Annotated in this window: 26 protein-coding genes; 21 read left to right on the top strand and 5 right to left on the bottom strand. The window is 58.5% G+C overall.

The features are described from left to right. Nucleotides 1–46: 46 nt before the first annotated feature. Entirely contained in the window at nt 47–979 is a 933-nt protein-coding gene (locus OPU96_RS05340; protein WP_305390715.1) for a site-specific integrase, read from the bottom strand. 170 nt (nt 980–1,149) lie between these two features. Here OPU96_RS05340 and OPU96_RS05335 point away from each other — a divergent pair, with 170 nt between their 5' ends. After that, nucleotides 1,150–2,157: a DNA-binding protein gene (locus OPU96_RS05335; RefSeq protein WP_498558788.1), complete on the top strand. Its 1,008-nt coding sequence runs from the start codon at nt 1,150–1,152 to the stop codon at nt 2,155–2,157. On the opposite strand, the gene gorA is transcribed toward OPU96_RS05335, so the two are convergent. Next, nucleotides 2,158–3,516 carry a glutathione-disulfide reductase gene (gene gorA / locus OPU96_RS05330; protein ID WP_498558787.1) on the bottom strand — a complete coding sequence of 453 codons (1,359 nt, stop codon included), beginning with the start codon at nt 3,514–3,516 and terminating at the stop codon, nt 2,158–2,160. A 106-nt stretch (nt 3,517–3,622) separates the two neighbouring features. Continuing rightward, a complete protein-coding gene (gene galU, locus OPU96_RS05325) occupies nt 3,623–4,462 on the bottom strand; it encodes a UTP--glucose-1-phosphate uridylyltransferase GalU (RefSeq protein WP_498558786.1) in 840 nt (279 codons plus the stop codon). Between the two features lie 308 nt (nt 4,463–4,770). Between galU and OPU96_RS05320 the strand changes: the two genes are divergently transcribed. From OPU96_RS05320 to OPU96_RS05270, 11 genes are all read left to right on the top strand, one after another. Further along, the gene (locus tag OPU96_RS05320) at nt 4,771–4,956 is read left to right on the top strand and encodes a hypothetical protein (RefSeq protein WP_049713265.1); all 186 of its coding nucleotides are present in this window, start codon (nt 4,771–4,773) and stop codon (nt 4,954–4,956) included. Between the two features lie 539 nt (nt 4,957–5,495). Further along, nucleotides 5,496–6,005: a fimbrial protein gene (locus tag OPU96_RS05315; RefSeq protein ID WP_370694915.1), complete on the top strand. Its 510-nt coding sequence runs from the start codon at nt 5,496–5,498 to the stop codon at nt 6,003–6,005. A gap of 55 nt (nt 6,006–6,060) precedes the next feature. Continuing rightward, on the top strand, nt 6,061–6,615 hold the full coding sequence (locus OPU96_RS05310) for a fimbrial protein (protein WP_226456840.1): 555 nt from the start codon (nt 6,061–6,063) through the stop codon (nt 6,613–6,615). Between the two features lie 19 nt (nt 6,616–6,634). Continuing rightward, nucleotides 6,635–9,244, top strand: a complete 2,610-nt coding sequence (locus tag OPU96_RS05305) for an outer membrane usher protein (protein WP_226456841.1) — start codon at nt 6,635–6,637, stop codon at nt 9,242–9,244. Further along, nucleotides 9,241–9,990 (top strand): fimbria/pilus periplasmic chaperone, encoded by a 750-nt coding sequence (locus tag OPU96_RS05300; RefSeq protein ID WP_226456842.1) that lies wholly within the window; start codon nt 9,241–9,243, stop codon nt 9,988–9,990. The genes OPU96_RS05305 and OPU96_RS05300 overlap by 4 nt, the downstream gene beginning before the upstream one ends. A gap of 21 nt (nt 9,991–10,011) precedes the next feature. Continuing rightward, nucleotides 10,012–10,590: a fimbrial protein gene (locus tag OPU96_RS05295; RefSeq protein ID WP_226456843.1), complete on the top strand. Its 579-nt coding sequence runs from the start codon at nt 10,012–10,014 to the stop codon at nt 10,588–10,590. Continuing rightward, nucleotides 10,583–11,095 carry a fimbrial protein gene (locus tag OPU96_RS05290; RefSeq protein ID WP_226456845.1) on the top strand — a complete coding sequence of 171 codons (513 nt, stop codon included), beginning with the start codon at nt 10,583–10,585 and terminating at the stop codon, nt 11,093–11,095. Before OPU96_RS05295 ends, OPU96_RS05290 begins: the two co-directional genes overlap by 8 nt. A gap of 13 nt (nt 11,096–11,108) precedes the next feature. After that, the gene (locus tag OPU96_RS05285) at nt 11,109–11,588 is read left to right on the top strand and encodes a fimbrial protein (protein WP_226456846.1); all 480 of its coding nucleotides are present in this window, start codon (nt 11,109–11,111) and stop codon (nt 11,586–11,588) included. A 9-nt stretch (nt 11,589–11,597) separates the two neighbouring features. Next, nucleotides 11,598–12,146 carry a fimbrial protein gene (locus OPU96_RS05280; protein WP_226456847.1) on the top strand — a complete coding sequence of 183 codons (549 nt, stop codon included), beginning with the start codon at nt 11,598–11,600 and terminating at the stop codon, nt 12,144–12,146. Between the two features lie 99 nt (nt 12,147–12,245). Then, entirely contained in the window at nt 12,246–13,214 is a 969-nt protein-coding gene (locus OPU96_RS05275) for a fimbrial protein (RefSeq protein ID WP_305390724.1), read from the top strand. 164 nt (nt 13,215–13,378) lie between these two features. Then, complete coding sequence (locus tag OPU96_RS05270; RefSeq protein ID WP_226456849.1) at nt 13,379–13,660, top strand: hypothetical protein; 282 nt, start codon at nt 13,379–13,381, stop codon at nt 13,658–13,660. 1 nt (nt 13,661) lies between these two features. Here the strand turns inward: OPU96_RS05270 and OPU96_RS05265 are convergent, their stop codons facing one another. Further along, complete coding sequence (locus OPU96_RS05265) at nt 13,662–13,892, bottom strand: hypothetical protein (protein WP_192300013.1); 231 nt, start codon at nt 13,890–13,892, stop codon at nt 13,662–13,664. 21 nt (nt 13,893–13,913) lie between these two features. Further along, nucleotides 13,914–14,264 carry a hypothetical protein gene (locus tag OPU96_RS05260; protein WP_192300012.1) on the bottom strand — a complete coding sequence of 117 codons (351 nt, stop codon included), beginning with the start codon at nt 14,262–14,264 and terminating at the stop codon, nt 13,914–13,916. 213 nt (nt 14,265–14,477) lie between these two features. Here OPU96_RS05260 and OPU96_RS05255 point away from each other — a divergent pair, with 213 nt between their 5' ends. The 9 genes from OPU96_RS05255 to OPU96_RS05215 all read left to right on the top strand — a co-directional run bounded on the left by OPU96_RS05255 (nt 14,478) and on the right by OPU96_RS05215 (nt 21,680). Continuing rightward, on the top strand, nt 14,478–14,780 hold the full coding sequence (locus OPU96_RS05255) for a DUF1883 domain-containing protein (protein WP_003173824.1): 303 nt from the start codon (nt 14,478–14,480) through the stop codon (nt 14,778–14,780). A 26-nt stretch (nt 14,781–14,806) separates the two neighbouring features. Then, nucleotides 14,807–14,971 carry a hypothetical protein gene (locus OPU96_RS05250; RefSeq protein WP_017734220.1) on the top strand — a complete coding sequence of 55 codons (165 nt, stop codon included), beginning with the start codon at nt 14,807–14,809 and terminating at the stop codon, nt 14,969–14,971. A gap of 4 nt (nt 14,972–14,975) precedes the next feature. Further along, on the top strand, nt 14,976–15,641 hold the full coding sequence (gene alkB / locus OPU96_RS05245; RefSeq protein ID WP_226456850.1) for a DNA oxidative demethylase AlkB: 666 nt from the start codon (nt 14,976–14,978) through the stop codon (nt 15,639–15,641). Between the two features lie 76 nt (nt 15,642–15,717). Next, entirely contained in the window at nt 15,718–16,764 is a 1,047-nt protein-coding gene (gene ada, locus OPU96_RS05240) for a bifunctional DNA-binding transcriptional regulator/O6-methylguanine-DNA methyltransferase Ada (protein ID WP_226456851.1), read from the top strand. A 105-nt stretch (nt 16,765–16,869) separates the two neighbouring features. After that, entirely contained in the window at nt 16,870–17,934 is a 1,065-nt protein-coding gene (locus OPU96_RS05235) for an NAD(P)H-dependent flavin oxidoreductase (RefSeq protein WP_498558785.1), read from the top strand. 113 nt (nt 17,935–18,047) lie between these two features. Then, nucleotides 18,048–18,800, top strand: coding sequence for a molybdate ABC transporter substrate-binding protein (gene modA / locus OPU96_RS05230; RefSeq protein WP_498558784.1), 753 nt, complete (start codon nt 18,048–18,050; stop codon nt 18,798–18,800). Continuing rightward, complete coding sequence (modB, locus tag OPU96_RS05225; RefSeq protein WP_192300007.1) at nt 18,801–19,481, top strand: molybdate ABC transporter permease subunit; 681 nt, start codon at nt 18,801–18,803, stop codon at nt 19,479–19,481. 5 nt (nt 19,482–19,486) lie between these two features. Continuing rightward, nucleotides 19,487–20,566, top strand: a complete 1,080-nt coding sequence (gene modC, locus OPU96_RS05220; RefSeq protein ID WP_498558783.1) for a molybdenum ABC transporter ATP-binding protein — start codon at nt 19,487–19,489, stop codon at nt 20,564–20,566. A gap of 76 nt (nt 20,567–20,642) precedes the next feature. After that, complete coding sequence (locus tag OPU96_RS05215) at nt 20,643–21,680, top strand: DNA topoisomerase IB (RefSeq protein WP_498558782.1); 1,038 nt, start codon at nt 20,643–20,645, stop codon at nt 21,678–21,680. The last annotated feature ends 73 nt before the right edge of the window (nt 21,681–21,753 follow it).

Genomic DNA, 21,753 nt, shown 5'->3' with positions numbered 1-21,753 from the left:
CGCGATTGGCTTTGTCTATCAGCTAACCGTATTAATAGAAGAAATCTTAAAGCAGCGGCTGCGTTGCCAGGGTCATCCCGAGAAAGGGTGTCGCTTCAACATAGCGCATGGCGGATTTCATGTCGCTCCAGCCGACGTAACTCATCAACGACTTCAAATCCCAGCCGCTGCGATGGGCCCAGGTCGCAAAGCCACGGCGCAATGAGTGGCTGGTGTACGCGTCGGCTGCAATACCCGCACGCTCCAACGCCTGGCGCAACAATGGAATTACGCTGTTGGGGTGCAACCCCTCCTCGCTCAGGTTGCCCCAGCGATCAATCCCGCGAAAAACCGGGCCACGCACCAGCGCCGAAGCGCTGAGCCACTCGCTGTAGGCCTGCACCGGGCATAGGCGCAGCAACGCTGGGGTCTGATAGGTCTTGCCAAGGTTGTCGCGATCACTTTTGCTGCGCGGCAGATACAGGCTGATGCCGGCGCCGGGGGTGGCCTGCACGTGTTCGATCGCCAGGCGGCAGAGTTCATCACTGCGAAAGCCACGCCAGAAGCCCAACAGAATCAGCGCGGTGTCGCGTTTGGCGCGTAACAGCCGTGGTTGATCGTGGTCTTGAGCGGCGGCTTGCGCTTGAGTCGCCAGGGACGCCACCACCTGTTCCAGGTGCTTTAGTTGCAGTGGCTCGGCCTGTTTCTCTTGTGCCGGATGCACAGCACGGATCCCCTTGAGCACCTTGCGAACCACCGGCGCTTTTGTCGGGTCAGGAAAGCCCTGGCTCGTATGCCACTGCGCCAATGCCGAGAGGCGCAGCTTCAAGGTGTTGATCGCCAGCACACCGGCATGCGCGACCAGGTAGCGCGCCACGCTGTCACTGGTGGCTGGCAGGAATCCGCCCCAGCTCACTTCGAAATGCTCGATGGCTGCGCGATAGCTGCGCCGCGTGTTGTCGCGGGTGGCGGCATTTAGATAACGGTCCAGATCGCTCATGGGAAGCCTATTCGTACCGCTTGCGTATGTACGCGCGGCTAAAACGTCGATGACACGGGATAATACGCCAATATCCCATCTGTTAATTGATGAATTTCAACAGGTTTTTATTCGTGATAAGGTATGTATCTACATACTACGTACCACAGTACTAAATCGACGGAGACCCCATGGCGCGCGGCGGCATTAATAAGGCAGTAGTTCAAACGGCACGCTTGGCGATTCTGGCTCGCGGCGAGAACCCCAGCATCGACGCTGTGCGCATCGAGATGGGCAATACCGGCTCGAAAACCACGATTCATCGTTATCTGAAGGAGCTGGACGAAAGCGAAAGCCGCCAGACCATCACCCAGGCCCCTATCGACGATGAGCTGGGCGAACTGGTGGCACGCCTGGCCCAGCGCCTGAAAGAAAAAGCCCAGGAGCCCATCGACCTGGCCCAGGCCCAGTTCGAGCAGCAGAAAACCGCCCTGCTCGCCCAGCTGGAAGCACTGGAAGAGGCCCACAGCCAGCTCAAGCAACAATTCGACATCCAAGCGGCCGCCCTGGCCGAAGAAAGCGCCGCGCTGCAAACCGCCAGTAGCAGCCTGCAGACCGAGCAGACCCGCAATGCCGGCCTTAGCCAGGCGTGTAGCGATTACGAGTTGCGCATTAACGACAAGGACGAGCAGATCCGCTCACTGGAAGACAAGCACCTGCACGCGCGCGATGCGTTGGAGCATTACCGCAATGCGGTCAAGGATCAGCGCGAACAGGAACAGCGGCGCCATGAAGGTCAACTGCAACAGGTCCAGGCTGAATTGCGCCAGGCCCAGCAGAGCGCCATGGTGCGCCAGGATGAAATCACTCAACTGCATCGGGACAATGAGCGCCTATTGATTGAGCAGCGCGTCATAACAAAGGAACTGGCGGCACTGCAGGAGCAAGCGCGCAAAGACCAGGTCCAGCAACTAAAACTGAGCGAGCAGGTGAGCGTGATAGAGAGTGAGCGCACCCTGCTTCAGGAGCGCCTGCGCGTTGCTGTGCTGGATAGCCAGTCCCGCCAGGAGGCCCTGACCGGATACCAGCACGCCAATAAGGCCCTGGAACTGGACCTTATCAAGGCCCAGGCGAGTATCGAGGCATTGCGCCTGGCGGCCGCCGTTGCAACGACCCCAGAGGCAACGCCAAACGCCTGATCAGTCCGCCACAGGCGTGCGCATGGTGACGAATTCTTCCGCCGCCGTAGGATGCACGCCGATGGTCTCATCGAAATGCCGCTTGGTCGCGCCAGCCTTGAGCGCGATCGCCAAGCCTTGCACGATCTCGCCGGCATCCGGGCCGACCATATGGCAGCCCAGCACCTTGTCGGTGTCGGCGTCGACCACCAGTTTCATCAAGGTTTTCTCCTGGCACTCGGTCAGGGTCAATTTCATCGGCCGGAAGCGGCTTTCGAAGACTTGCACCTTGTGGCCGTTTTGCTTCGCCTCTTCTTCCGTCAACCCTACGGTGCCAATGTTCGGCAGGCTGAACACTGCCGTCGGAATCATTGCGTAATCCACCGCGCGGTACTGCTCCGGCTTGAACAAGCGCCGTGCGACTGCCATGCCTTCAGCCAAGGCCACCGGCGTCAGTTGCACACGGCCGATCACATCGCCAATAGCCAGGATTGAAGGGTCGGCGGTCTGGTACAGGTCATCCACTTCGACGAAGCCACGCTTGTCGAGTTTGACGCCGGTGTTTTCCAGGCCCAGGTTGTCCAGCATCGGGCGACGACCAGTGGCATAGAACACACAATCGGCTTCCAGTACGCGCCCGTCTTTCAGGGTGGCCTTGAGGCTGCCATCGGCTTGCTTGTCGATGCGCTCGATGTCGGCATTGAACTGCAGATCCAGGCCGCGCCTGGTCAGTTCTTCCTTCAAGTGCGTACGCACTGCGCCGTCAAAGCCGCGCAAGAACAGGTCGCCGCGATACAGCAGCGAAGTTTTCGCACCCAGACCGTGGAAAATGCCCGCGAATTCAACGGCGATATAACCACCGCCAACGACCAACACGCGCTTGGGCAGCTCTTTGAGGAAGAACGCTTCATTGGAGCCAATGGCATGCTCGCGCCCCGGGATTTCCGGGATCTGCGGCCAGCCGCCCGTGGCGATCAGGATGTGCTTGGCGGTGAAGCGCTCGCCATTTATTTCCACCTGATGCGGATCAATCAGTCGCGCATGCCCTTCATGCAAGGTCACGCCACTGTTGACCAGCAGGTTGCGGTAGATGCCATTGAGGCGATTGATCTCGCGATCTTTATTCGCGATCAGTGTCGCCCAATCAAAATTTGCTTCGCCCAACGACCAGCCAAAACCACTGGCCTGCTCGAAGTCCTCGGAAAAATGCGCGCCGTACACCAACAGTTTTTTCGGCACGCAGCCCACGTTTACGCAGGTGCCACCCAGGTAGCGGCTTTCCGCAACGGCCACTTTGGCGCCAAACCCCGCAGCAAAACGCGCAGCGCGAACACCGCCGGAACCGGCACCAATTACATACAGATCAAAATCGTAGGCCATTTCACTCTCCTCGGCAGGCAATCAGCATACCGACTTACATGGGACTGAAAAACGAAAAAGCCACCCTAAGGTGGCTTTCTCTTGAAACAGGTTTGGCAACCGTGGATCAGTAAGCCTTGCCAGTCTTGTAGAAGTGCTCGTAGCAGAAGTTGGTTGCTTCGATGTAGCCTTCAGCACCACCGCAGTCGAAACGACGACCTTTGAACTTGTAGGCAATCACGCAACCGTCTTTGGCTTGCTTGAGCAAGGCGTCAGTGATCTGGATTTCGCCGCCCTTACCTGGCTCGGTTTCTTCGATCAGCTTGAAGATATCCGGAGTCAGGATGTAACGGCCGATGATCGCCAGGTTCGACGGGGCATCTTCCGGCGCTGGTTTTTCAACCATGTCGCGTACGCGGATCAGGCCATCACCAATGTCGTCGCCGGCGATTACACCGTACTTGTTGGTTTCTTGAGGATCAACCGCTTGAACGGCAACGATGGTGCAGCGGTACTTCTGATAAAGCTTGACCATCTGGGTCAGCACGCCATCGCCTTCCAGGTTGACGCACAGGTCATCCGCCAGGACCACGGCGAACGGTTCGTCACCGATCAGCGGGCGGCCGGTCAGGATGGCGTGGCCGAGGCCTTTCATCTGGGTCTGACGGGTGTAGGAGAACGAGCACTCATCCAGCAGCTTACGGATACCAACCAGGTATTTTTCCTTGTCGGTGCCTTTGATCTGGTTTTCCAGCTCGTAGCTGATGTCGAAGTGGTCTTCCAGTGCGCGTTTGCCGCGACCGGTCACGATGGAGATTTCGTTCAGGCCGGCATCCAGTGCCTCTTCGACGCCGTACTGAATCAGTGGCTTGTTCACCACCGGCAGCATCTCTTTAGGCATGGCTTTGGTCGCTGGCAGGAAGCGAGTGCCGTAACCGGCTGCTGGGAACAAGCATTTCTTGATCATATAAGTCCTTACAAAGGGCTGTGCGTACGGAATTCGGCGCAGTCTAATCAGGCCGCAGCCACCTTACAATGGGTCCTGCTGGCGTTGCGATGTCATCATAGAGAAAAAATCCCGACGTAAGTTCCACTTATCTTACAAAGAGCCCCCTCACCAGCAGTGAAAAAGCGGCTGGCGCCCCAGTATTTCTTGGGCCTGCATCCTATTTAGCACGTTTTTGCCCCTTGGACACTGACCGGCAATAACATGCGCGGCCCCGCGACATTTGGCGCTATCATTAGGCCCTTGAACCATACCCCCGAGATTGATAGATGTCAGAACCAAAAGGCGTAAACGGCTACCTGATCACCCAACGTGCGGACGGCTGGCACTTGATCAACTTTCATGGCGACAGCGTCGCGGGCGCATTTGCCACCGAAAGCCAAGCGATCGCGGTAGCGGAAGTGTTTGTGGATGAAGCGGGCCATGCGTCCAGCAAGCGACCGAAGGGCAAGTAAGCTGCAAGGCCCTGCACAAAAAAGCCCCGCTGAGCGGGGCTTTTTTGTGCGCATTCATTTTTCACAATCCAAGAATTTTATCACTCACGGCCTAGCGTCAGTTTGATAAAACTGCATGAGCCATTATTGTTTTCACAAGTCCGTAATCCCAGTCTTACAGCCAACGAAAAAAACAAAACGCCCTCACCAATTGCAATGTAGTAAAAATCCTACAGATGGATTTTAAGTTTTGGCAAATAGCCACATCCCTCTTACACATTCCGACATATTCAGGCCACGCCATTAGGCGAATCGGGCGACTTACTTTTTCAAGTGCAGCTCCAATAATTGCCGTGCTTTGAACAAACCCAGAACTGGCAATGCAATTAGTTGAAAAAAGCAATTTTTCATACTGATGCCGAGGGATGGCCCGAAGCAGTAACACCCGTTTGACAATGGCGCTGACCATTGTTTCAAGCCTGGAAGGTCCTGCCCGCAACTGCGAAAGGATTTATTCATGACACTTACTAATAGATGGGTCTTTGCAAATGAAAATTGAAATGAGAACTACGTTGTTGGCAATCAGTCTGCTCGCAGGTTCGATCGCCACTGCTCAAGCGGCGGATGGAACCGTTACATTTTACGGCTCTGTTCACTCCGGCGCCTGCTCTATCAAGCCTGAGTCCGTAGATCAATCCGTGAACTTGGGTGCCATTGCCAAGCACCAATTGCAAGATGGTGGAAGATCCAATGCCCGTCCTGTGTTGATCGAACTTGAAGGCTGCGATTTGACCGGCCTTACCGACAACACCGTGACCACGACGTTCACGGCTGCGCCATCAACCGCAGTGCCGGGAGCGATCGGTACAGTCGGGGGAGCGGGCAACATTGGCATCATGATGACACATGGTGGCGACGTTATTGAACTGGGCAAGCCAACTACCCCGCAGGCCATTGTCGCTGGTGATAACACGTTGCAATTCGGTGCCTATGTACAAGGTGCAGCTACGGGCGCCATCGTCCCTGGTGATTTCACCGCAGTCACCAATTTCACCCTGGCTTACCAGTAAGTGTTTCCCCCGCTACTTATATGTATGTGGCGGGGGTATTTGGCGGGAGATTACGGTGAACACATTCATACACCGCGCTATTGCCACTTCACTGCTGATGTTCATCTGCCCTGTTGTCTTTGCACAAGGTCAAGGCGATGGGATCGTCACATTAGGTGGAAACGTTGTTGATTCTGCCTGCGGGTTGGAATTGTCCAGTATCGATCAAACGATTGACATGCCAGCGGAACCCATCGGCCGACTCTTGAGAAATTCGCTGGGCGCGCCACACCCCTTCCAACTGCGCTTGGTCAACTGTTCACTGACTCGCCCTGATCCCAATCGCCCCGGTGCAACGTTGCCTGACTGGGAGCATATGCGCGTGACGTTTGACGGAGACCGCGACAGAGACGGCCGTTCCTTCGCCACGTCAGGCTTATCCCAAGGCGTGGCCTTGCATATTTGGGATTCCTTGGGTCAAGAGAGCGTGCCAGGCGAGCGGATGCCTCCACATCCGTTGAAAGAAGGCGACATGACGCTGAACTACACGCTTCGCCTGGTCGGCAACGGACTGCAGGTTTTGCCTGGCGCCCACACGGCTGCGGTGCGGTTCAAGTTGGAATACTTTTGAACATTGATGGATTGCTTTCATGTTGAATGCGTCGAAGGTCATAAATGCACTACGCCCAAGTTTACTCTTCGGCGGTTTACTCTCTGTGGCGGGAACTGCGTTGGGTGCCGGAGATATCGAGTTCAACACTGATGTTCTTGATCTCAGTGATCGTTCCAACATTGACTTGTCCCGTTTTGCCCGCAGTGGCTTTATTCTGCCGGGCACTTATTCAATGGTTATACAAATAAATAACCAGCCTACATCTGAATACTCGGTGGCATTTTACCCTCCCGATAACGACCCTAAAGGAAGCCTGGCTTGTTTATCGCAAGGTCTTGTATCGCAGTTGGGCTTGAAGGCGTCCAGCACCGCCAAACTGACGTGGTGGAAAGATGGACAATGCCTGGACATACAGAGCCTGCCTGGGATGGCAGTCAGTGGTGACTTGGCCACTTCCACGCTGAGCATCAACCTGCCTCAAGCTTACCTTGAATATAACGCGACCAATTGGGACCCGCCCTCACGCTGGGACGAAGGGGTGTCCGGGCTGCTGATTGACTACAACATGACGGCGCAAACCGGCCAGCAGAGAAATGACCGGGCGCGCAGCAACATCAGTGGTAACGGCACGATCGGGGCCAATGCCGGCGCGTGGCGCTTGAGGGCTGACTGGCAAGGCCGTGTCGACCAGGATCGCGAAGACTCGTCCGGGCGCGGGCAGCAGTTGGAGTGGAGCCGTTACTACGCTTACCGCGCAATACCGCAACTGCAAGCACGGTTGGTAGTGGGCGAAAACTATCTTTATTCGGACGTGTTTGACAGCTTCCGTTTCACCGGAGCCGCGATCAATTCGGACGAAAGCCAATTGCCGCCCAACCTGCGTGGCTATGCCCCGGAAGTGGTCGGGGTGGCCAAGACCAACGCCAAGGTCACCATCAGCCAGCAAGGGCGCGTGCTTTATGAAACGCTGGTCGCAGCGGGGCCATTTCGCATTCAAGACCTCAACGACGCGGTCACTGGCAGGCTGGATGTAAGGGTGGAAGAGCAGGATGGTTCGGTACATAGCTACCAGTTCGATACGGCTGGCGTGCCCTACCTGACGCGGCCTGGGCACGTTCGTTACAAAGTGGCGACGGGGCGACCGTCCAATCTCCAATATGGCGCCGATGGCGACTTTTTTGGAACGGGGGAGTTTTCCTGGGGGATCAACAACGGCTGGTCGCTGTATGGCGGCGGCATCGCGGATAACAACTATCGCGCATTATCTGTCGGGGTAGGCCGTGACCTGCTGGCCTTCGGCGCGCTCTCGCTGGACGTCACTCAAGCGCGCGCTGAGGTGTGGGGTGAAACGCTCTCGGGTAAATCATACCGACTTCAATACTCCAAACACTTCGAAGAATACGACAGCCAAATCACGTTTGCCGGTTACCGCTTTTCCGAGAAGAACTACCTGAGTATGAGTGAATACCTGGACGCTCGTCATTACGGCCTGAATGGCGAACTTGCCGAGCGTGACGCCAACGGTGATCTCTTAAGGAGCTGGCGACCTATCGGTGATAGCAAGGCGCTGTATACCGCGACCATCAATAAACAGTTTCGTGATTTAGGGGCCAGCGTGTACGCCAGCTACAACAAACAAACTTATTGGGGCCGTCCCGCCACGCAGCGTTGGAACTTGTCGGCGTCGCGCTATTTCAATATCGGAACCGTCAAAAACATGAACGCCTCCCTGAACGTGTATCGAACCCTGGATTACAACTATCGGGATAACGGCGTATCGCTGACGGTCAGCCTGCCGTTTGGGCACACCGGTACACTGTCGATGGACGCCAATAGAGCCGCAGGGAAGAACGGCTTGGGCACGCGCTACAGCGATCGCCTTGATGAGCGCAACAGTTACCAGCTCAGTGCCAGCGACAAAGGCGCCAGTGGTTATTTGAATCATACCGGCGACCAGGCTGACATCGACCTTGCCGCCAGCAGGCAGGAAGGCGGTTACTCCACGCTCAGCGTGTCGGCTCGCGGTGGTGGCACGCTCACGCGCTATGGCGCAGCACTGCATCGCACCAACAGCACCGGCGGAACCCGCCTGATGGTTGACACGGGTGGGGTCGCCGATGTGCCCGTGCGCGGTTACGGCGCACCGACCCGTAGCAATGTGTTCGGTAAAGCGGTGATTGCCGATGTCGGCAGCTATCTGCGCACAGCTGCCAGTGTCGACCTGGAAAGCTTGCCGAGCAATATCGAAGCCACCCAATCCGTCACGCAGCTGACACTCACCGAAGGTGCTATCGGTTATCGGTCCCTGTCCGTGATTGCCGGCGAAAAAGCCATGGCCGTTCTGCGCCTGCCCGATGGCAGCTCACCGCCCTTCGGCGCGACGGTGAAAAACGCGAAACAGCAGGATACCGGCATTGTGAATGACGGCGGCAATGTGTACCTGAGCGGCATCCAGGCCGGTCAACACATGATCGTCAGTTGGGGTGGCACCGAACGCTGCATCCTGACCTTGCCCAACGTCCTGCCTGCTGATGGTTTGACCGATGCCCTGCAACTGGGCTGCCGGATGGTAGCCACCGACCCCTCCTCGCCTGAGCCCGCCACCTTGACCGGCCAGCGCGCCGATACGGAGAAAACATCCTCATGAGGCTGAATACGCCACTCACCACGCTGTTGGCCCTGACCTTGAGTCATAACGCCAACGCCGCCGTTGGCCTAGACCGTACCCGAGTGATTTTCGATGGTGGCAAAGAAGCAACCAGCGTCAATATCACCAACAACAACACCCAGCTACCGTATTTGGCTCAAGGCTGGATTGAGGATGAAGAAGGCAAAAAAATCACTTCGCCCTTGATCGTGCTACCGCCGGTTCAACGCCTGGAACCTGGAAAACAGAGCCAGTTGAAAGTACAGGCATTACCGGCGGCCAAGTCGCTACCGCAGGATCGAGAGACGGTCTACTACTTCAACTTGAGAGAGATTCCGCCGCGCAGCGATAAACCCAACACCCTGCAGATTGCGCTGCAGACGCGGATCAAATTGTTCTACCGGCCGAAAGCTATTGCGCCCAGCCAGCAAGATCTCTCCAACCCCTGGCAGGAAAAGCTCACGCTGATCCGTGAGGGTGAACGCTACCAAGTCAACAACCCAACGCCTTATTACGTGACTCTGGTGGATGCGCGCACCACCAAGGACGGCAAAACCGTACCGGGTTTTGAACCGCTGATGATCCCCCCAAAAGGTTCGATGACCTTGGGGCCAACGGCCAAGTCGCTCGGTACAACTCCGCATTTGGCCTACGTGAACGATTACGGCGGTCGCCCACTGATGGCTTTCACCTGTGCTGGCAACACGTGCAAAGTCGACGCGCAAGCAGCAACGCCCAATGAATAACGCTTGTTGCCGGAGGAAGTCATGAAGTCGCACAACGTGAAGATCCTGGGTGCACTGCTGCTGGCCTCTATTGGGAGGGCACACGCTCAGGATGATGATGTTGAAGGCATGAGCGGCCTGCTGAACATCAACGGGTCCATGCATGAAACCCCCTGCATTCTGGAAATGACATCGATGCATCAAACGATCGATCTCGGGGCCATCTCGACTAGCCAATTACGACGCCCTGGTGACCAGGCAAGCCCGGTCGCCTTTCAACTGCGCTTTGCCGATTGCCAACGCAAAGCCGGTGGCATCCGCAGTGAACGCACGGGCAACCTGGTGTGGAGTGCCTTTCAACCCGTGGTGTCAGTGGCGTTTTACGCACCCGCCGATGCTGATGACCCCCGCTTGGTCAAGGTACAAGGCATCACGGGAATGGGCTTGCACCTGACCGACGCCTTGGGGCGCGATGTACAGCTGGGCTCCAGGGGCGAACCCTTGTTTTTGCCCCTGGGCAGCAATACCCAGACCTGGAATGTTCAAGCCACTCGCACCTCAGCATCCTTATCCAGCGGGGCGTTTCGGGCAGTAGTGGATTTCCGGCTCAATTATGAGTAAGCCCACAATGATAGTGAAGACAACCGGTCTTTGGGCCGTTCTGATAGGAGGTGGCCTGCAGTGGGCCGCCAGTCCAGGTGTGCAGGCTGAAACCAGCCTGGCTATCCGCGCAGTCATCATCGCGCCTCCGCCCTGTGTGATTAACGGCGGTATTACGTTGGATGTGCCTTTTGGCAACGACTTGCTGACGTCGCGGGTGGATGGGGTCAATTACCGGCGAAATGTGCCTTATACCGTCACCTGTGACTCCCCGTTCAGCAACGCGCTGAAACTGGAGCTCAAGGGCACGGCGGCCGGGTTTGACAATCGCGTGCTGAGCACTCGCAAAGCAGACCTGGGGGTAAAACTGTTCGTCAATGGCGGCGACTGGCCGCTGAATACTGCCGTGAATTTCACTTATCCGAACTTTCCAATGGTGCAAGCGGTGCCTGTCAAGCGTGTGGGCAGCAAACTGACCGGAGGGGCATTTGATGCGACCGCCACCCTGGTGGTCGATTATCAATGAAGAGGAATGATCAATGAGATGCTGGCAGCAGCGAGCGTTGCTCGCCTTGTGTTCCATCGGCCTGTGCAGCAGTGCGTTGGCCAACCTGACGTTCAGCGGAACCTTGAACGAGCCTCCGCCTTGCACCATTGATGCAGGCAACACGATTGAAGTCGACTTTGGCGATGTAGGCGTAAAGCGCGTAGACGGAGTGGAGTACCGCAAGGGAGTCCCGTACACCATCAACTGCAGCGCGGCTACCCTCCCCTGGATGCTGAAGTTGAGTGTCAACGGAACCCCCACGGCATTCGATGGTGCGGCGGTGCAAACCAGCGTGCCGGCGCTGGGTATTCGGATCTTTCAGAATGACGCGCCGTTTCCACTCAACACACCCATGGACATCGTCCTGTCGGCCCCGCCTACATTGGAAGTCGTGCCCGTCAAACAACCCGGCGCAACGCTGGCCCCCGCAAGCTTTGCGGCGGTGGCCACGCTGTTGGCTGAATACCAATAGGAGCCGTCCATGGGACATGCAAGGGAAAACAAAGGATGGACATGTGCCTGGCTGATCCTACTGCTGGCCTTCGCGCTGACACCCAAGGGGAATGCCGCGGACAACCTGCGTTTCAAGGGAAACCTGGTTGAAGAGGCTTGCACGATTCGTCCGGGTGATGAAGCAATCACGCTGGAACTTTGGGATGTGACCAGCAAGCACCTCTACATCAATACGCGCACTCAAGGTAAGGGGTTCAAGGTGCATCTGGAGAACTGTGATACCTCGATTGGAGACACGGTCAGCATCATGCTGGGCGGCACAGAAAACAGGAACCTGCCAGGACTGTTCGCACTGGATGGTAGCAGCGGCGCCACGGGCATCGGGCTCGGCATAGAGACACCGAATAACAAGCCGTTACCCGTGAACACCGTCAGCGACAAACAGGTGTTGAACAATGGCAGTAACGTCATTGAGCTCAAAGCCTACGTGCAGGGCGAACCGGACGCAATCAAGGACCAAACCATCGGGCACGGCAGGTACACAGTGACCTCCACGTTCACGCTGGACTATCCGTAACGACCTCAGATAAACCTCATCTCTCCCCGGTCGGCCTTAAAGAACGGACGGCGTGCTCGCCGAGCGAACCCCGGGTAGAGGGGCAAAAGAGAAGTACACATGAAACGACTATACGGAGCCATTGCGCTCCTCATCTTGACGGGCATTACGACGACGGTGAGCGCCGCAGACTGCCGCGTAAATAGTGGCGCTTGGCAGCATGTAGGCGCAGGCGGAACTTTAAACCTGCAGGTCCCCGTCACCGTCCGGGTGAGCGCTGACAGTGCCCGTCTGCTCCTTGAGGGGGCTAGGCTGGAGTGCCGATTCACGCCCGGCCAGCCATTTCCGACATTTTTAGACCTGTGGAGAACCTCGGCACTGGCCGGCGCGCCTTGGACACCCGGCCCCAAATTTGTCAGCCAAGGTACGGGCTTGCGAATAAATGGCACGCACTATAACACCCCAGTCCCCTATGAATTGTACTTGGCATCAATGCTCAATAACGGCATAGGTGTGCCAATCGACGTAACGCCCTATATCTTGATCCGCAACAACCCGACGAACCCTATCGACATTCGAATAGGGGACACCCTTGGGGTATTACGCTTGCGCCAGACAAACAACTACAACACTACGAGTACACTGCTGGTTGTCACATACACCGCAGCCAACAACTTTACCGTTTCCCCATCAACCTGCACGATCAACAACAATAATCCGATCGAAATCAACTTTGGCACCGTCAACCAGAGGGAAATCGGCACCGACCCATTGACCACGCCGATCCGCAGCAATCGCAGACTGACCTACTCATGCCCGGCCGGCGGGATTACCTCCCCCATCACCATTACCTATAAAGGTACGCCCTCTTCGTTTGATTCGCGGCTGCTGAGGATGACCAATACGGACGTCGGCACAGCGTTGATCCGGGCGGGATCAGCGGTGCAAGTCAACGGTAGATTCCTGACGCAGATCACCAACAGTGTCGGAGGGGACGATGTGACGTTCACGCTGGTTCGCCGAGCGGGTTCACTGCCTGCCGCTGGGGCCATTTCCGGTAGCGGCGTACTCGTGATGGGCGTGCCATGAGGCGCACAAAACGTTGAGCCACGATCATTCTGGTGCTTGCCGAGGGCGTGCAGTCGCAGCGTTTATTCTGTGACTGCGTGCCAGGTGGCAGTCCGCTATAATCTCGCCTCAACGCCCCACGACTGTGTCAGCGTCCCCTCCAACACCCTCAATGATGAGCCTCTATGAACAAGTTTCTGGCACTGATTGCAGTCCTGGCGCTCGCCGGGTGCACCACCACTTCTGACGTCTATCTGAAAAACGGCGAGCAAGGCCTGACCGTCGATTGCTCGGGCGAGGCCAACTCGTGGGCCAGTTGCTACGAAAAGGCCGACGCCTCGTGTGCAGGCACCGGCTACCGCATCGTCGGCACCGAGGGCACGCCGGCCTTGAGTGAAGACGACAAAACCCTAGGCAAAGACGTCGGCAACTATAAAAGCCGCAGCGTCGTGGTGGTGTGCAAATAGGCTACAGGTGAATCTCGGCGAACTTGATACCTAGCCCGCGCAGGGTTTCGGTCAGGTCATCGAGGCTGGCAAAGGACTCGACTTCATCGTGTTCGTCCACCAGAAAAAAACTGCGCCCGCCGCTTTTCTTGAAGAAGACGATCCACTCGCCAAGGTCGGCGGGATTCTGGATGACATGGGTGGCCGAGATCTGACCCTCGGCGTGACGGGCGGTGACGTGTTCACGTTTCATATCGAATATTCCGTAACGGCATCAGCCAGAAATGCAATCTTCCCCAGCCTTTTTCACATCACCCGGACGGATCGGCACATTGGACATGCTCTCGTAGAGCTTGATGCTACTGCCGCTGGAGCGTTCTTCAATTTCAAAAATCGCGGAAGGGTCGGCGGAAAACTTCTGCGGTACGATCACCCGTACACCATCCTTGTGCGGCTCGATCTGCGGCGGACGACGGGTGGTCGATAGTTTGCGCACCACACAAGCGGCATATTCCTGCGGCTTCTTGCCGGAAATGACCGCAAGGGTGGGCGGGGTCTGCTTGATATCGGCAACCGAAGCACAGCCACCTATCGCCAGGGCCAAAACCAACACACTCCACTTCATACAAAACCTCCGATAAAGATCCTACGACAGCGGGGATGGTAATTTTCTCCCGCCCACGTAGGATTTATCCCTGATAACTCGAGAAATAACTGTTTTAAATTGTCGATGTCATCGACAACGGCCCGATAATAAAAGCGCTGGGGCTGATAAACTCTATCTTAACCTACGTATCGTTCTGATTTTTCAGAAAAAGTCCTTCTGGAGACGCCCCCCATGAAATTCATCCACCAGCGCGAGCACCTCAATGAGGGAGACATTGTCGTCATCGAATGCTCACAGACTTGTAATATCCGTCTGATGAGCGACGCAAATTTCCGCAGCTTCAAGAATGGCGGCCGCCACACCTACCACGGCGGCGCGTTCGACAAGTTCCCAGCCAAGATCACCGCACCGAGCACCGGTTTCTGGAACATCACGCTGGATGTGGTCACCCGCCGCGCCATCAGCGTGACCCGCAAACCAGCGCTGTCCCACAAGATCCGTATCGTCCGTCGTACCAGCACCAAACTGAGCTGATCCGGGCCCTTCACAGGAAACAAGCAGTGACCACCACCAAATACGTCATCAAGTACAAACTCAACGGCGAGCGCCGTTTCGAGTTCGCCCAACTGCACAGCAACAGCGTGGAAGAAGCCAAGCAAGCCCTGGCCAAGATTCACGATGCCAGTGATGAAATTACCGACATCACTGTGAGCAAGGCGCTGTAAGCCGATGTCCGGCCCCACTGCTGACCTGTTTGCCGATGACGCCCTGCAACAACCCGCAGGGCGTGAACAAATCGGCGATGAGTCCTACGTGCTAAGGGGCTATGCCCTGCCCTGGATCGATCGCCTTCTGCCCGCGCTACGCGGCATTCTGGCGCAATCCCCGTTTCGGCAAATGGTGACCCCTGGCGGCTTTACCATGTCGGCAGCACTGAGCAGTTGTGGTGCGCTGGGCTGGACCAGCGCGCACCACGGCTACCGCTACACCTCGTTGGACCCGCGCAGCCAGCAGCCTTGGCCAGCGATGCCCGATGAGTTGCGTGAACTGGCCGTGCTGGCCGCGGCAGATGCCGGTTTCATCGACTTCAGCCCCGACGCCTGCCTGATCAACCGCTACGTTGCGGGTGCGAAAATGTCCCTGCACCAGGACAAGAATGAGCGGCGCTTCGACGCGCCCGTGGTATCGGTGTCCCTCGGTTTGCCGGCGATTTTCCTGTTTGGTGGCCATGAACGCAGTGACAAGACGCAAAAAATTTCGCTGTTTCATGGTGACGTGGTGGTGTGGGGCGGCGTTGACCGCCTGCGTTTTCACGGCGTGATGCCAATCAAGGAAGGCCTGCACCCGATCATGGGCCCGCAACGCATCAACCTGACGTTTCGCACGGCAGGATAATTCGAGCGCAAGCTTCAGAGTGTCAGGCCGGTGCGCTGCGTTTAATCTGCGCATCTCCATTCAGAGTGCAGAGGCCATGAAAACCGAACAAGACCCGCGCTGGGCCGCCGTCGTCGCCCGCGACCCCAAGGCCGATACGCTGTTCGTCTATGCGGTCAAAACCACCGGTGTGTATTGCCGCCCCAGCAGCGCCTCGCGGTTGCCACGCCCGGAAAATATCCAGTTCTTCGACACTCCGGCGCAAGCCGAGGCCGCAGGCTATCGCGCGAGTAAACGCGCGGCCGGCGATCAGACCCAATTGGCGGAACACCACGCGCACCTGGTGGCCGAGGCATGCCGCCAGATTGAGCAGGCCGACGCCCCGCCCAGCCTCAGCACGCTGGCCGCGCACGCCGGGCTCAGCCCCTACCATTTTCATCGCGTGTTCAAAGCCGTCACCGGCCTGACGCCCAAGGCGTACGCCAACGCCCGGCGCTCACGCAAAGTGCGCGAGGCGCTCAAGGGCCAGCATTCGGTCACAGATGCGCTGTATGACGCTGGCTTCAACTCCAACAGCCGCTTTTATGAATCTGCCGACCAACTGCTCGGCATGACGCCCAGCGACTACAAGGCCGGCGGTACCAACAGCGCAATGTTGTTTGCCGTCGGCCAATGCTCGTTGGGGGCGATTCTGGTCGCACAAAGTCGCCGTGGCGTCTGCGCGATCCTGCTGGGCGATGACCCGGACGCGCTGGTGCGTGATCTACAGGATCAGTTCCCCAAGGCCGAACTGGTGGGCGCTGACCGCGGCTTTGAACAGTTGATCGCGCAAGTCGTGGGTTTTATCGAAACCCCCGCCCTGGGCCTGGACTTGCCGCTGGACCTGCGTGGCACGGCCTTTCAGCAACGGGTATGGCAAGCCTTGCGGGACATTCCGCTGGGCAGCACCGCCAGCTATGCGCAGATCGCCGAGCGTATCGGCGCGCCCAAGTCGTACCGCGCGGTGGCCCAGGCGTGTGGGGCAAACAACCTGGCGGTGGCCATTCCCTGTCACCGCGTTGTGCGCAGCAACGGTGAGCTATCGGGTTACCGCTGGGGGGTGGAACGCAAGCGGCGCTTGCTGGAGCGCGAAGGCCAGCCTTGAGCATCACGAAAATGTACCTGCGTCCAGTGAATAAAACAGACTGGCCGACCGCCAAGGGCCCTGCTAAAACAGCGAAAAATCCTACTAAAGCTGGAGACGCACCCCATGAGCACCTGGCCAGACACCCGCCTTCTTGACCTGCTGGGCATTGAAGTGCCGATCATTCAAGCGCCGATGGCCGGGGCGACGACCGTTGCCATGGTCATCGACGCCAATGCGGCCGGCGCGCTCGGCTCGCTGCCGGCGGCAACCCTGAGCATCGAACAACTGCGTGAAGCCTTGACCACTATCCGCCAAGGCAGCACGCGCCCGATCAACGTCAACTTCTTCTGCCACCAACCGCCCGAACCGGATGAAGCCGGCGATCAGCGCTGGAAAGCACTGCTGGAACCCTACTACCGCGAGCTGGGCGCTGACTTCGAGGCGCCTACGCCGGTATCCAATCGTGCGCCGTTCAACGACGCCGCCTGCCAAGTGGTTGAAGAGTTCCGCCCCGAAGTCGTCAGTTTCCACTTCGGCCTGCCGGAAAAAGCCTTGCTGGAGCGTGTGAAAGCTACCGGGGCGAAGGTACTGTCATCGGCCACGACTGTCGAAGAAGCAATCTGGCTGGAACAACACGGCTGCGACGCGATCATTGCCATGGGCATTGAAGCTGGCGGGCATCGTGGGATGTTCCTGAGCGACGACCTCAACACTCAAATCGGTTTGTTCGCGCTGCTGCCGCAGATCGTCGACGCCGTGAATGTACCGGTGATTGCCGCCGGAGGTATTGCCGACGCGCGTGGGATTGTGGCGGCGTTCGCCTTGGGCGCTTCGGCCGTGCAGGTAGGAACGGCGTATCTATTTACGCCCCAAGCCAGCGTCAGCGCAGCCCACCGCCATGCACTGCGCCATGCCCAGGCAAGTGAAACCGCGCTGACCAACCTGTTCACCGGCCGGCCGGCACGCGGCATCCTCAACCGGGTCATGCGCGAGTTGGGCCCGATCAATATCCTGGCGCCGGCCTTTCCAAGGTCCGGGGGCGCGCTGATGCCGCTCAAGGCCAAGGATGAAGCGGGTTTCAGCAACCTGTGGTCAGGCCAGGCGTTGCGCCTGGGCAAAGAGCTGTCCACCTATGACCTGACGCGCCAATTGGCCGAACAGACCCTGGCCAAACTCAAGAAGAACTGACACCTGGGGCAACTTGGCACTGTACCGGCAATGGCCAACCGCTATATATTCCCGTAGATAGCGGTAAAGCCTTCTCCCTATAACAAGCCGTACACCCTTTAAGGAGCTGCTCTATGAAGATTCGGGTCTCACGCCTGGCCGCGTTGGTCGCCGCCCTCACCGTTGGTGCGGCCCACGCCGACGAAGTGCAAGTCGCCGTCGCCGCCAACTTCACCGCACCGATCCAGGCAATTGCCGCCGATTTCGAAAAAGACACCGGCCACAAACTGGTCGCGGCCTACGGCGCCACCGGCCAGTTCTACACCCAGATCAAGAACGGCGCGCCATTCGAAGTGTTCCTTGCCGCCGATGACACCACCCCGCAAAAACTGGAAACCGAAGGCGACGCCGTCAAAGGCTCGCGCTTCACCTACGCCGTCGGCACCCTGGCGCTGTGGTCGGCCAAAGACGGTTATGTAGACGCCAAGGGTGAAGTCTTGAAGAAGAACGAATTCAAGCACCTGTCCATCGCCAACCCGAAAGCTGCGCCATACGGCCTGGCCGCGACCCAAGTGCTGGCCAAAGAAGGCCTGACCGACAAGGTCAAGGACAAGCTCGTCGAAGGCCAGAACATCACCCAGGCCTATCAGTTCGTCTCCACCGGGAATGCCGAAGTGGGCTTCGTGGCCTTGTCGCAGATCTATAAAGACGGCAAAGTCACCAGCGGTTCGGCGTGGATTGTCCCTTCGTCCCTGCATGACCCGATCAAACAGGACGCGGTGATCCTCAACAAGGGCAAGGACAGCGTGGCTGCCAAGGCCTTGGTTGAATACCTGAAAGGGCCGAAGGCCGCGGCCGTTATCAAGTCCTACGGTTACGAGCTCTAAATGCCGCTAACGAGTGCCGATTTTTCCGCCATCTGGTTGACCATCAAGCTGGCGTCACTGACCACAGTGATCCTACTGGTCATCGGCACTCCGATTGCCCTGTGGCTGTCGCGCACCCGTTCCTGGTGGCGCGGCCCCATCGGTGCAATCGTCGCCTTGCCATTGGTGTTGCCACCGACGGTCATCGGTTTCTACCTGCTGTTGACCATGGGCCCCAACGGTTACTTCGGCCAGTTCACCCAATGGCTGGGCCTGGGTACCCTGACTTTCAGTTTCTCCGGGCTGGTGATCGGTTCGGTGATCTATTCCATGCCATTCGTGGTGCAACCGCTGCAAAACGCGTTCTGCGCTATCGGCACACGTCCTTTGGAAGTCGCCGCGACATTGCGTGCCAATCCTTGGGACACCTTCTTCAGCGTAATCCTGCCCCTGGCTCGCCCCGGCTTTATCACCGCTGCGATCCTCGGCTTTGCCCACACCGTGGGTGAGTTCGGCGTGGTACTGATGATCGGTGGCAATATCCCGGACAAGACCCGCGTGGTCTCGGTGCAGATCTACGACCATGTCGAAGCCATGGAATATGCCCAGGCCCATTGGCTGGCGGGCTCCATGGTGGTGTTCGCGTTCCTCGTGTTGCTGGCGCTCTACTCAAGCCGTAAAACCAAGATGGGTTGGAGCTGACCACGATGATTGATGCACGCCTGCAATTGAACTACTCGGGCTTTGCCCTCGACGTGAACCTGCAACTGCCCGGTCGTGGCGTGACGGCGTTGTTCGGGCATTCCGGCTCCGGCAAGACCACCTGCCTGCGTGCCATCGCCGGGCTGGAACGGGCCGAACACGGCTTTGTGAAGGTCAACGATGAAGTCTGGCAAGACAGCGCCAAGGGCCTGTTCGTACCGCCGCACAAACGCGCGCTGGGTTATGTGTTTCAAGAGGCGAGTCTGTTCCCGCATTTGTCGGTGCGCGCCAACCTGGAATTCGGCCTCAAGCGCATTGCACGTCAGCAACGTCGCGTAGACATGGGCCACGCCACCGCACTGCTGGGCATCGGCCACTTGCTCGAGCGCCACCCCCAGCACTTGTCCGGCGGCGAGCGCCAACGCGTCGGCATCGCCCGAGCCCTGCTCACCAGCCCCCGGTTGTTGTTGATGGATGAACCCCTGGCGGCCCTCGACAGCAAGCGCAAAGGCGAAATCCTGCCGTATCTCGAACGCCTGCACGATGAGCTGGACATCCCGGTGCTGTACGTCAGCCATGCCCAGGATGAAGTCGCCCGCCTGGCCGATCACCTTGTCTTGCTCAGTGACGGCAAGGCCCTGGCCGGTGGCCCCATCGGTGAAACCCTGGCACGGCTCGATCTGCCCATGGCCTCGGGCGACGACGCCGGCGTGGTGATCAATGGCACGGTCAGCGCCTATGACACACATTACCAACTGCTGACCCTGCAACTGCCCGCCAGTGCCTTGCACATGCGCGTGGCCCATGCGCCGCTGGCGGTGGGCAAGGCGCTGCGGATCAAGGTGCAGGCGCGTGACGTGAGCCTCAGCCTGCAGGCGGAAGAACACAGCAGCATCCTCAATCGCCTGCCAGTGACGGTCACCCAGGAAATCGGCGCCGACAATAACGCCCACGTGCTGGTACGCCTGGATGCCGCAGGCACACCGCTGCTGGCGCGCATCACGCGTTTTTCCCGCGACCAGTTGCAACTGCATCCCGGCCAGACGCTGTGGGCGCAGATCAAGGCGGTGGCGGTCCTCGCCTGAGCAAGCTTTTGGCACGACTGCACACGGCTGCGGTCAATCAGGCATACCGGCCTGATTGTTGCCAAGGAACCGCACCATGCCTGACACCGACCTCCCCAATGACCTGCATTACGTCGACGACACCCAGCCCGGCATCCGCCGCAAGACGCTGCGGGGCAAGTTCCAGTACTTCGATCCCCGCGGGGTACGCATCCGCGACGCCGATGAGATCCAGCGCCTGAACGCCCTGGCCGTGCCGCCCGCCTATACCGACGTATGGATCTGCGCCGACCCGCGTGGACATCTCCAGGCCACCGGTCGGGATGCCCGCGGGCGCAAGCAGTATCGCTACCACGCACGCTGGCGCGAAGTGCGCGACAGTGACAAGTATTCGCGCCTGCAGGCATTCGGCAAGGCCCTGCCCAAGCTGCGCAAGCAACTGCAAGCGCAAATCGCCGCGCCGGGATTCACCCGCGAAAAGGTCCTGGCCACGGTGGTGATGCTGCTCGACGCCACACTGATTCGCGTCGGCAACACCCAATACGCACGGGACAACAAATCCTACGGACTGACGACCCTGCGCAACCGCCATGTGGGTATCAAGGGCAGCGAGATCCGCTTCCAGTTCCGTGGCAAAAGCGGCGTCGAACATCAGGTCAGCGTCAAGGACCGGCGCCTGGCCACGGTGGTCAAGCGCTGCCTGGAGTTGCCGGGACAAAACCTGTTCCAGTACCTGGACGAAGACGGCGAGCGCCATACCGTCAGCTCCCAGGATGTGAACGCGTACCTGCACAGCCTCACCGGCGCCGACTTCACCGCCAAGGACTACCGCACCTGGGCCGGCACCGCACTGGCACTCGCGGTATTGCGTGAGTTGGAGTGGCAGCCGGAATCCGACGCCAAGCGCCACGTGGTGGCGACGGTCAAGGACGTCGCCAAGCAACTGGGCAACACCCCGGCGGTGTGCCGCAAATGTTATATCCACCCGGCTGTGCTGGAGCATTTCAGCCTGGGTGAACTGTCCAGGCTGCCCAAGCCGCGGGTACGCAAAGGGCTCAAGGCGGAAGAGGTGGCGCTTGCGATGTTTCTGGAGCAGCTAGCCGCAGACTTGCCGAAAAAAGCCCAGCCGGGTTAGGCTTTGCATCCCTTCTGACTCCCAGGGCGACCGCCGACGTGAACAACTAAGCCTTCCAAAATGTATCTGCAAC

It is taken from the genome of Pseudomonas sp. RP-B7, assembly GCF_059803535.1.
Note: the sequence above shows the minus strand (reverse complement) of the source record. Positions and strands in the feature narration are given on the sequence as shown.

Bases quoted from the DNA above. Each gene is read 5' to 3' on its own strand.
- OPU96_RS05300 (WP_226456842.1), top strand. From the start codon at position 9,241: ATGAGGCTGAATACGCCACTCACCACGCTGTTGGCCCTGACCTTGAGT.
- OPU96_RS05315 (WP_370694915.1), top strand. From the start codon at position 5,496: ATGAGAACTACGTTGTTGGCAATCAGTCTGCTCGCAGGTTCGATCGCC.
- OPU96_RS05320 (WP_049713265.1), top strand. From the start codon at position 4,771: ATGTCAGAACCAAAAGGCGTAAACGGCTACCTGATCACCCAACGTGCG.
- OPU96_RS05295 (WP_226456843.1), top strand. From the start codon at position 10,012: ATGAAGTCGCACAACGTGAAGATCCTGGGTGCACTGCTGCTGGCCTCT.
- ada (WP_226456851.1), top strand. From the start codon at position 15,718: ATGAAAACCGAACAAGACCCGCGCTGGGCCGCCGTCGTCGCCCGCGAC.
- OPU96_RS05215 (WP_498558782.1), top strand. From the start codon at position 20,643: ATGCCTGACACCGACCTCCCCAATGACCTGCATTACGTCGACGACACC.
- OPU96_RS05290 (WP_226456845.1), top strand. From the start codon at position 10,583: ATGAGTAAGCCCACAATGATAGTGAAGACAACCGGTCTTTGGGCCGTT.
- OPU96_RS05340 (WP_305390715.1), bottom strand. From the start codon at position 979: ATGAGCGATCTGGACCGTTATCTAAATGCCGCCACCCGCGACAACACG.
- OPU96_RS05265 (WP_192300013.1), bottom strand. From the start codon at position 13,892: ATGAAACGTGAACACGTCACCGCCCGTCACGCCGAGGGTCAGATCTCG.
- gorA (WP_498558787.1), bottom strand. From the start codon at position 3,516: ATGGCCTACGATTTTGATCTGTATGTAATTGGTGCCGGTTCCGGCGGT.
- modB (WP_192300007.1), top strand. From the start codon at position 18,801: ATGCCGCTAACGAGTGCCGATTTTTCCGCCATCTGGTTGACCATCAAG.
- OPU96_RS05285 (WP_226456846.1), top strand. From the start codon at position 11,109: ATGAGATGCTGGCAGCAGCGAGCGTTGCTCGCCTTGTGTTCCATCGGC.
- alkB (WP_226456850.1), top strand. From the start codon at position 14,976: ATGTCCGGCCCCACTGCTGACCTGTTTGCCGATGACGCCCTGCAACAA.
- OPU96_RS05255 (WP_003173824.1), top strand. From the start codon at position 14,478: ATGAAATTCATCCACCAGCGCGAGCACCTCAATGAGGGAGACATTGTC.
- OPU96_RS05275 (WP_305390724.1), top strand. From the start codon at position 12,246: ATGAAACGACTATACGGAGCCATTGCGCTCCTCATCTTGACGGGCATT.
- OPU96_RS05280 (WP_226456847.1), top strand. From the start codon at position 11,598: ATGGGACATGCAAGGGAAAACAAAGGATGGACATGTGCCTGGCTGATC.
- galU (WP_498558786.1), bottom strand. From the start codon at position 4,462: ATGATCAAGAAATGCTTGTTCCCAGCAGCCGGTTACGGCACTCGCTTC.
- OPU96_RS05260 (WP_192300012.1), bottom strand. From the start codon at position 14,264: ATGAAGTGGAGTGTGTTGGTTTTGGCCCTGGCGATAGGTGGCTGTGCT.
- modA (WP_498558784.1), top strand. From the start codon at position 18,048: ATGAAGATTCGGGTCTCACGCCTGGCCGCGTTGGTCGCCGCCCTCACC.
- OPU96_RS05305 (WP_226456841.1), top strand. From the start codon at position 6,635: ATGTTGAATGCGTCGAAGGTCATAAATGCACTACGCCCAAGTTTACTC.
- OPU96_RS05270 (WP_226456849.1), top strand. From the start codon at position 13,379: ATGAACAAGTTTCTGGCACTGATTGCAGTCCTGGCGCTCGCCGGGTGC.
- OPU96_RS05335 (WP_498558788.1), top strand. From the start codon at position 1,150: ATGGCGCGCGGCGGCATTAATAAGGCAGTAGTTCAAACGGCACGCTTG.
- OPU96_RS05235 (WP_498558785.1), top strand. From the start codon at position 16,870: ATGAGCACCTGGCCAGACACCCGCCTTCTTGACCTGCTGGGCATTGAA.
- modC (WP_498558783.1), top strand. From the start codon at position 19,487: ATGATTGATGCACGCCTGCAATTGAACTACTCGGGCTTTGCCCTCGAC.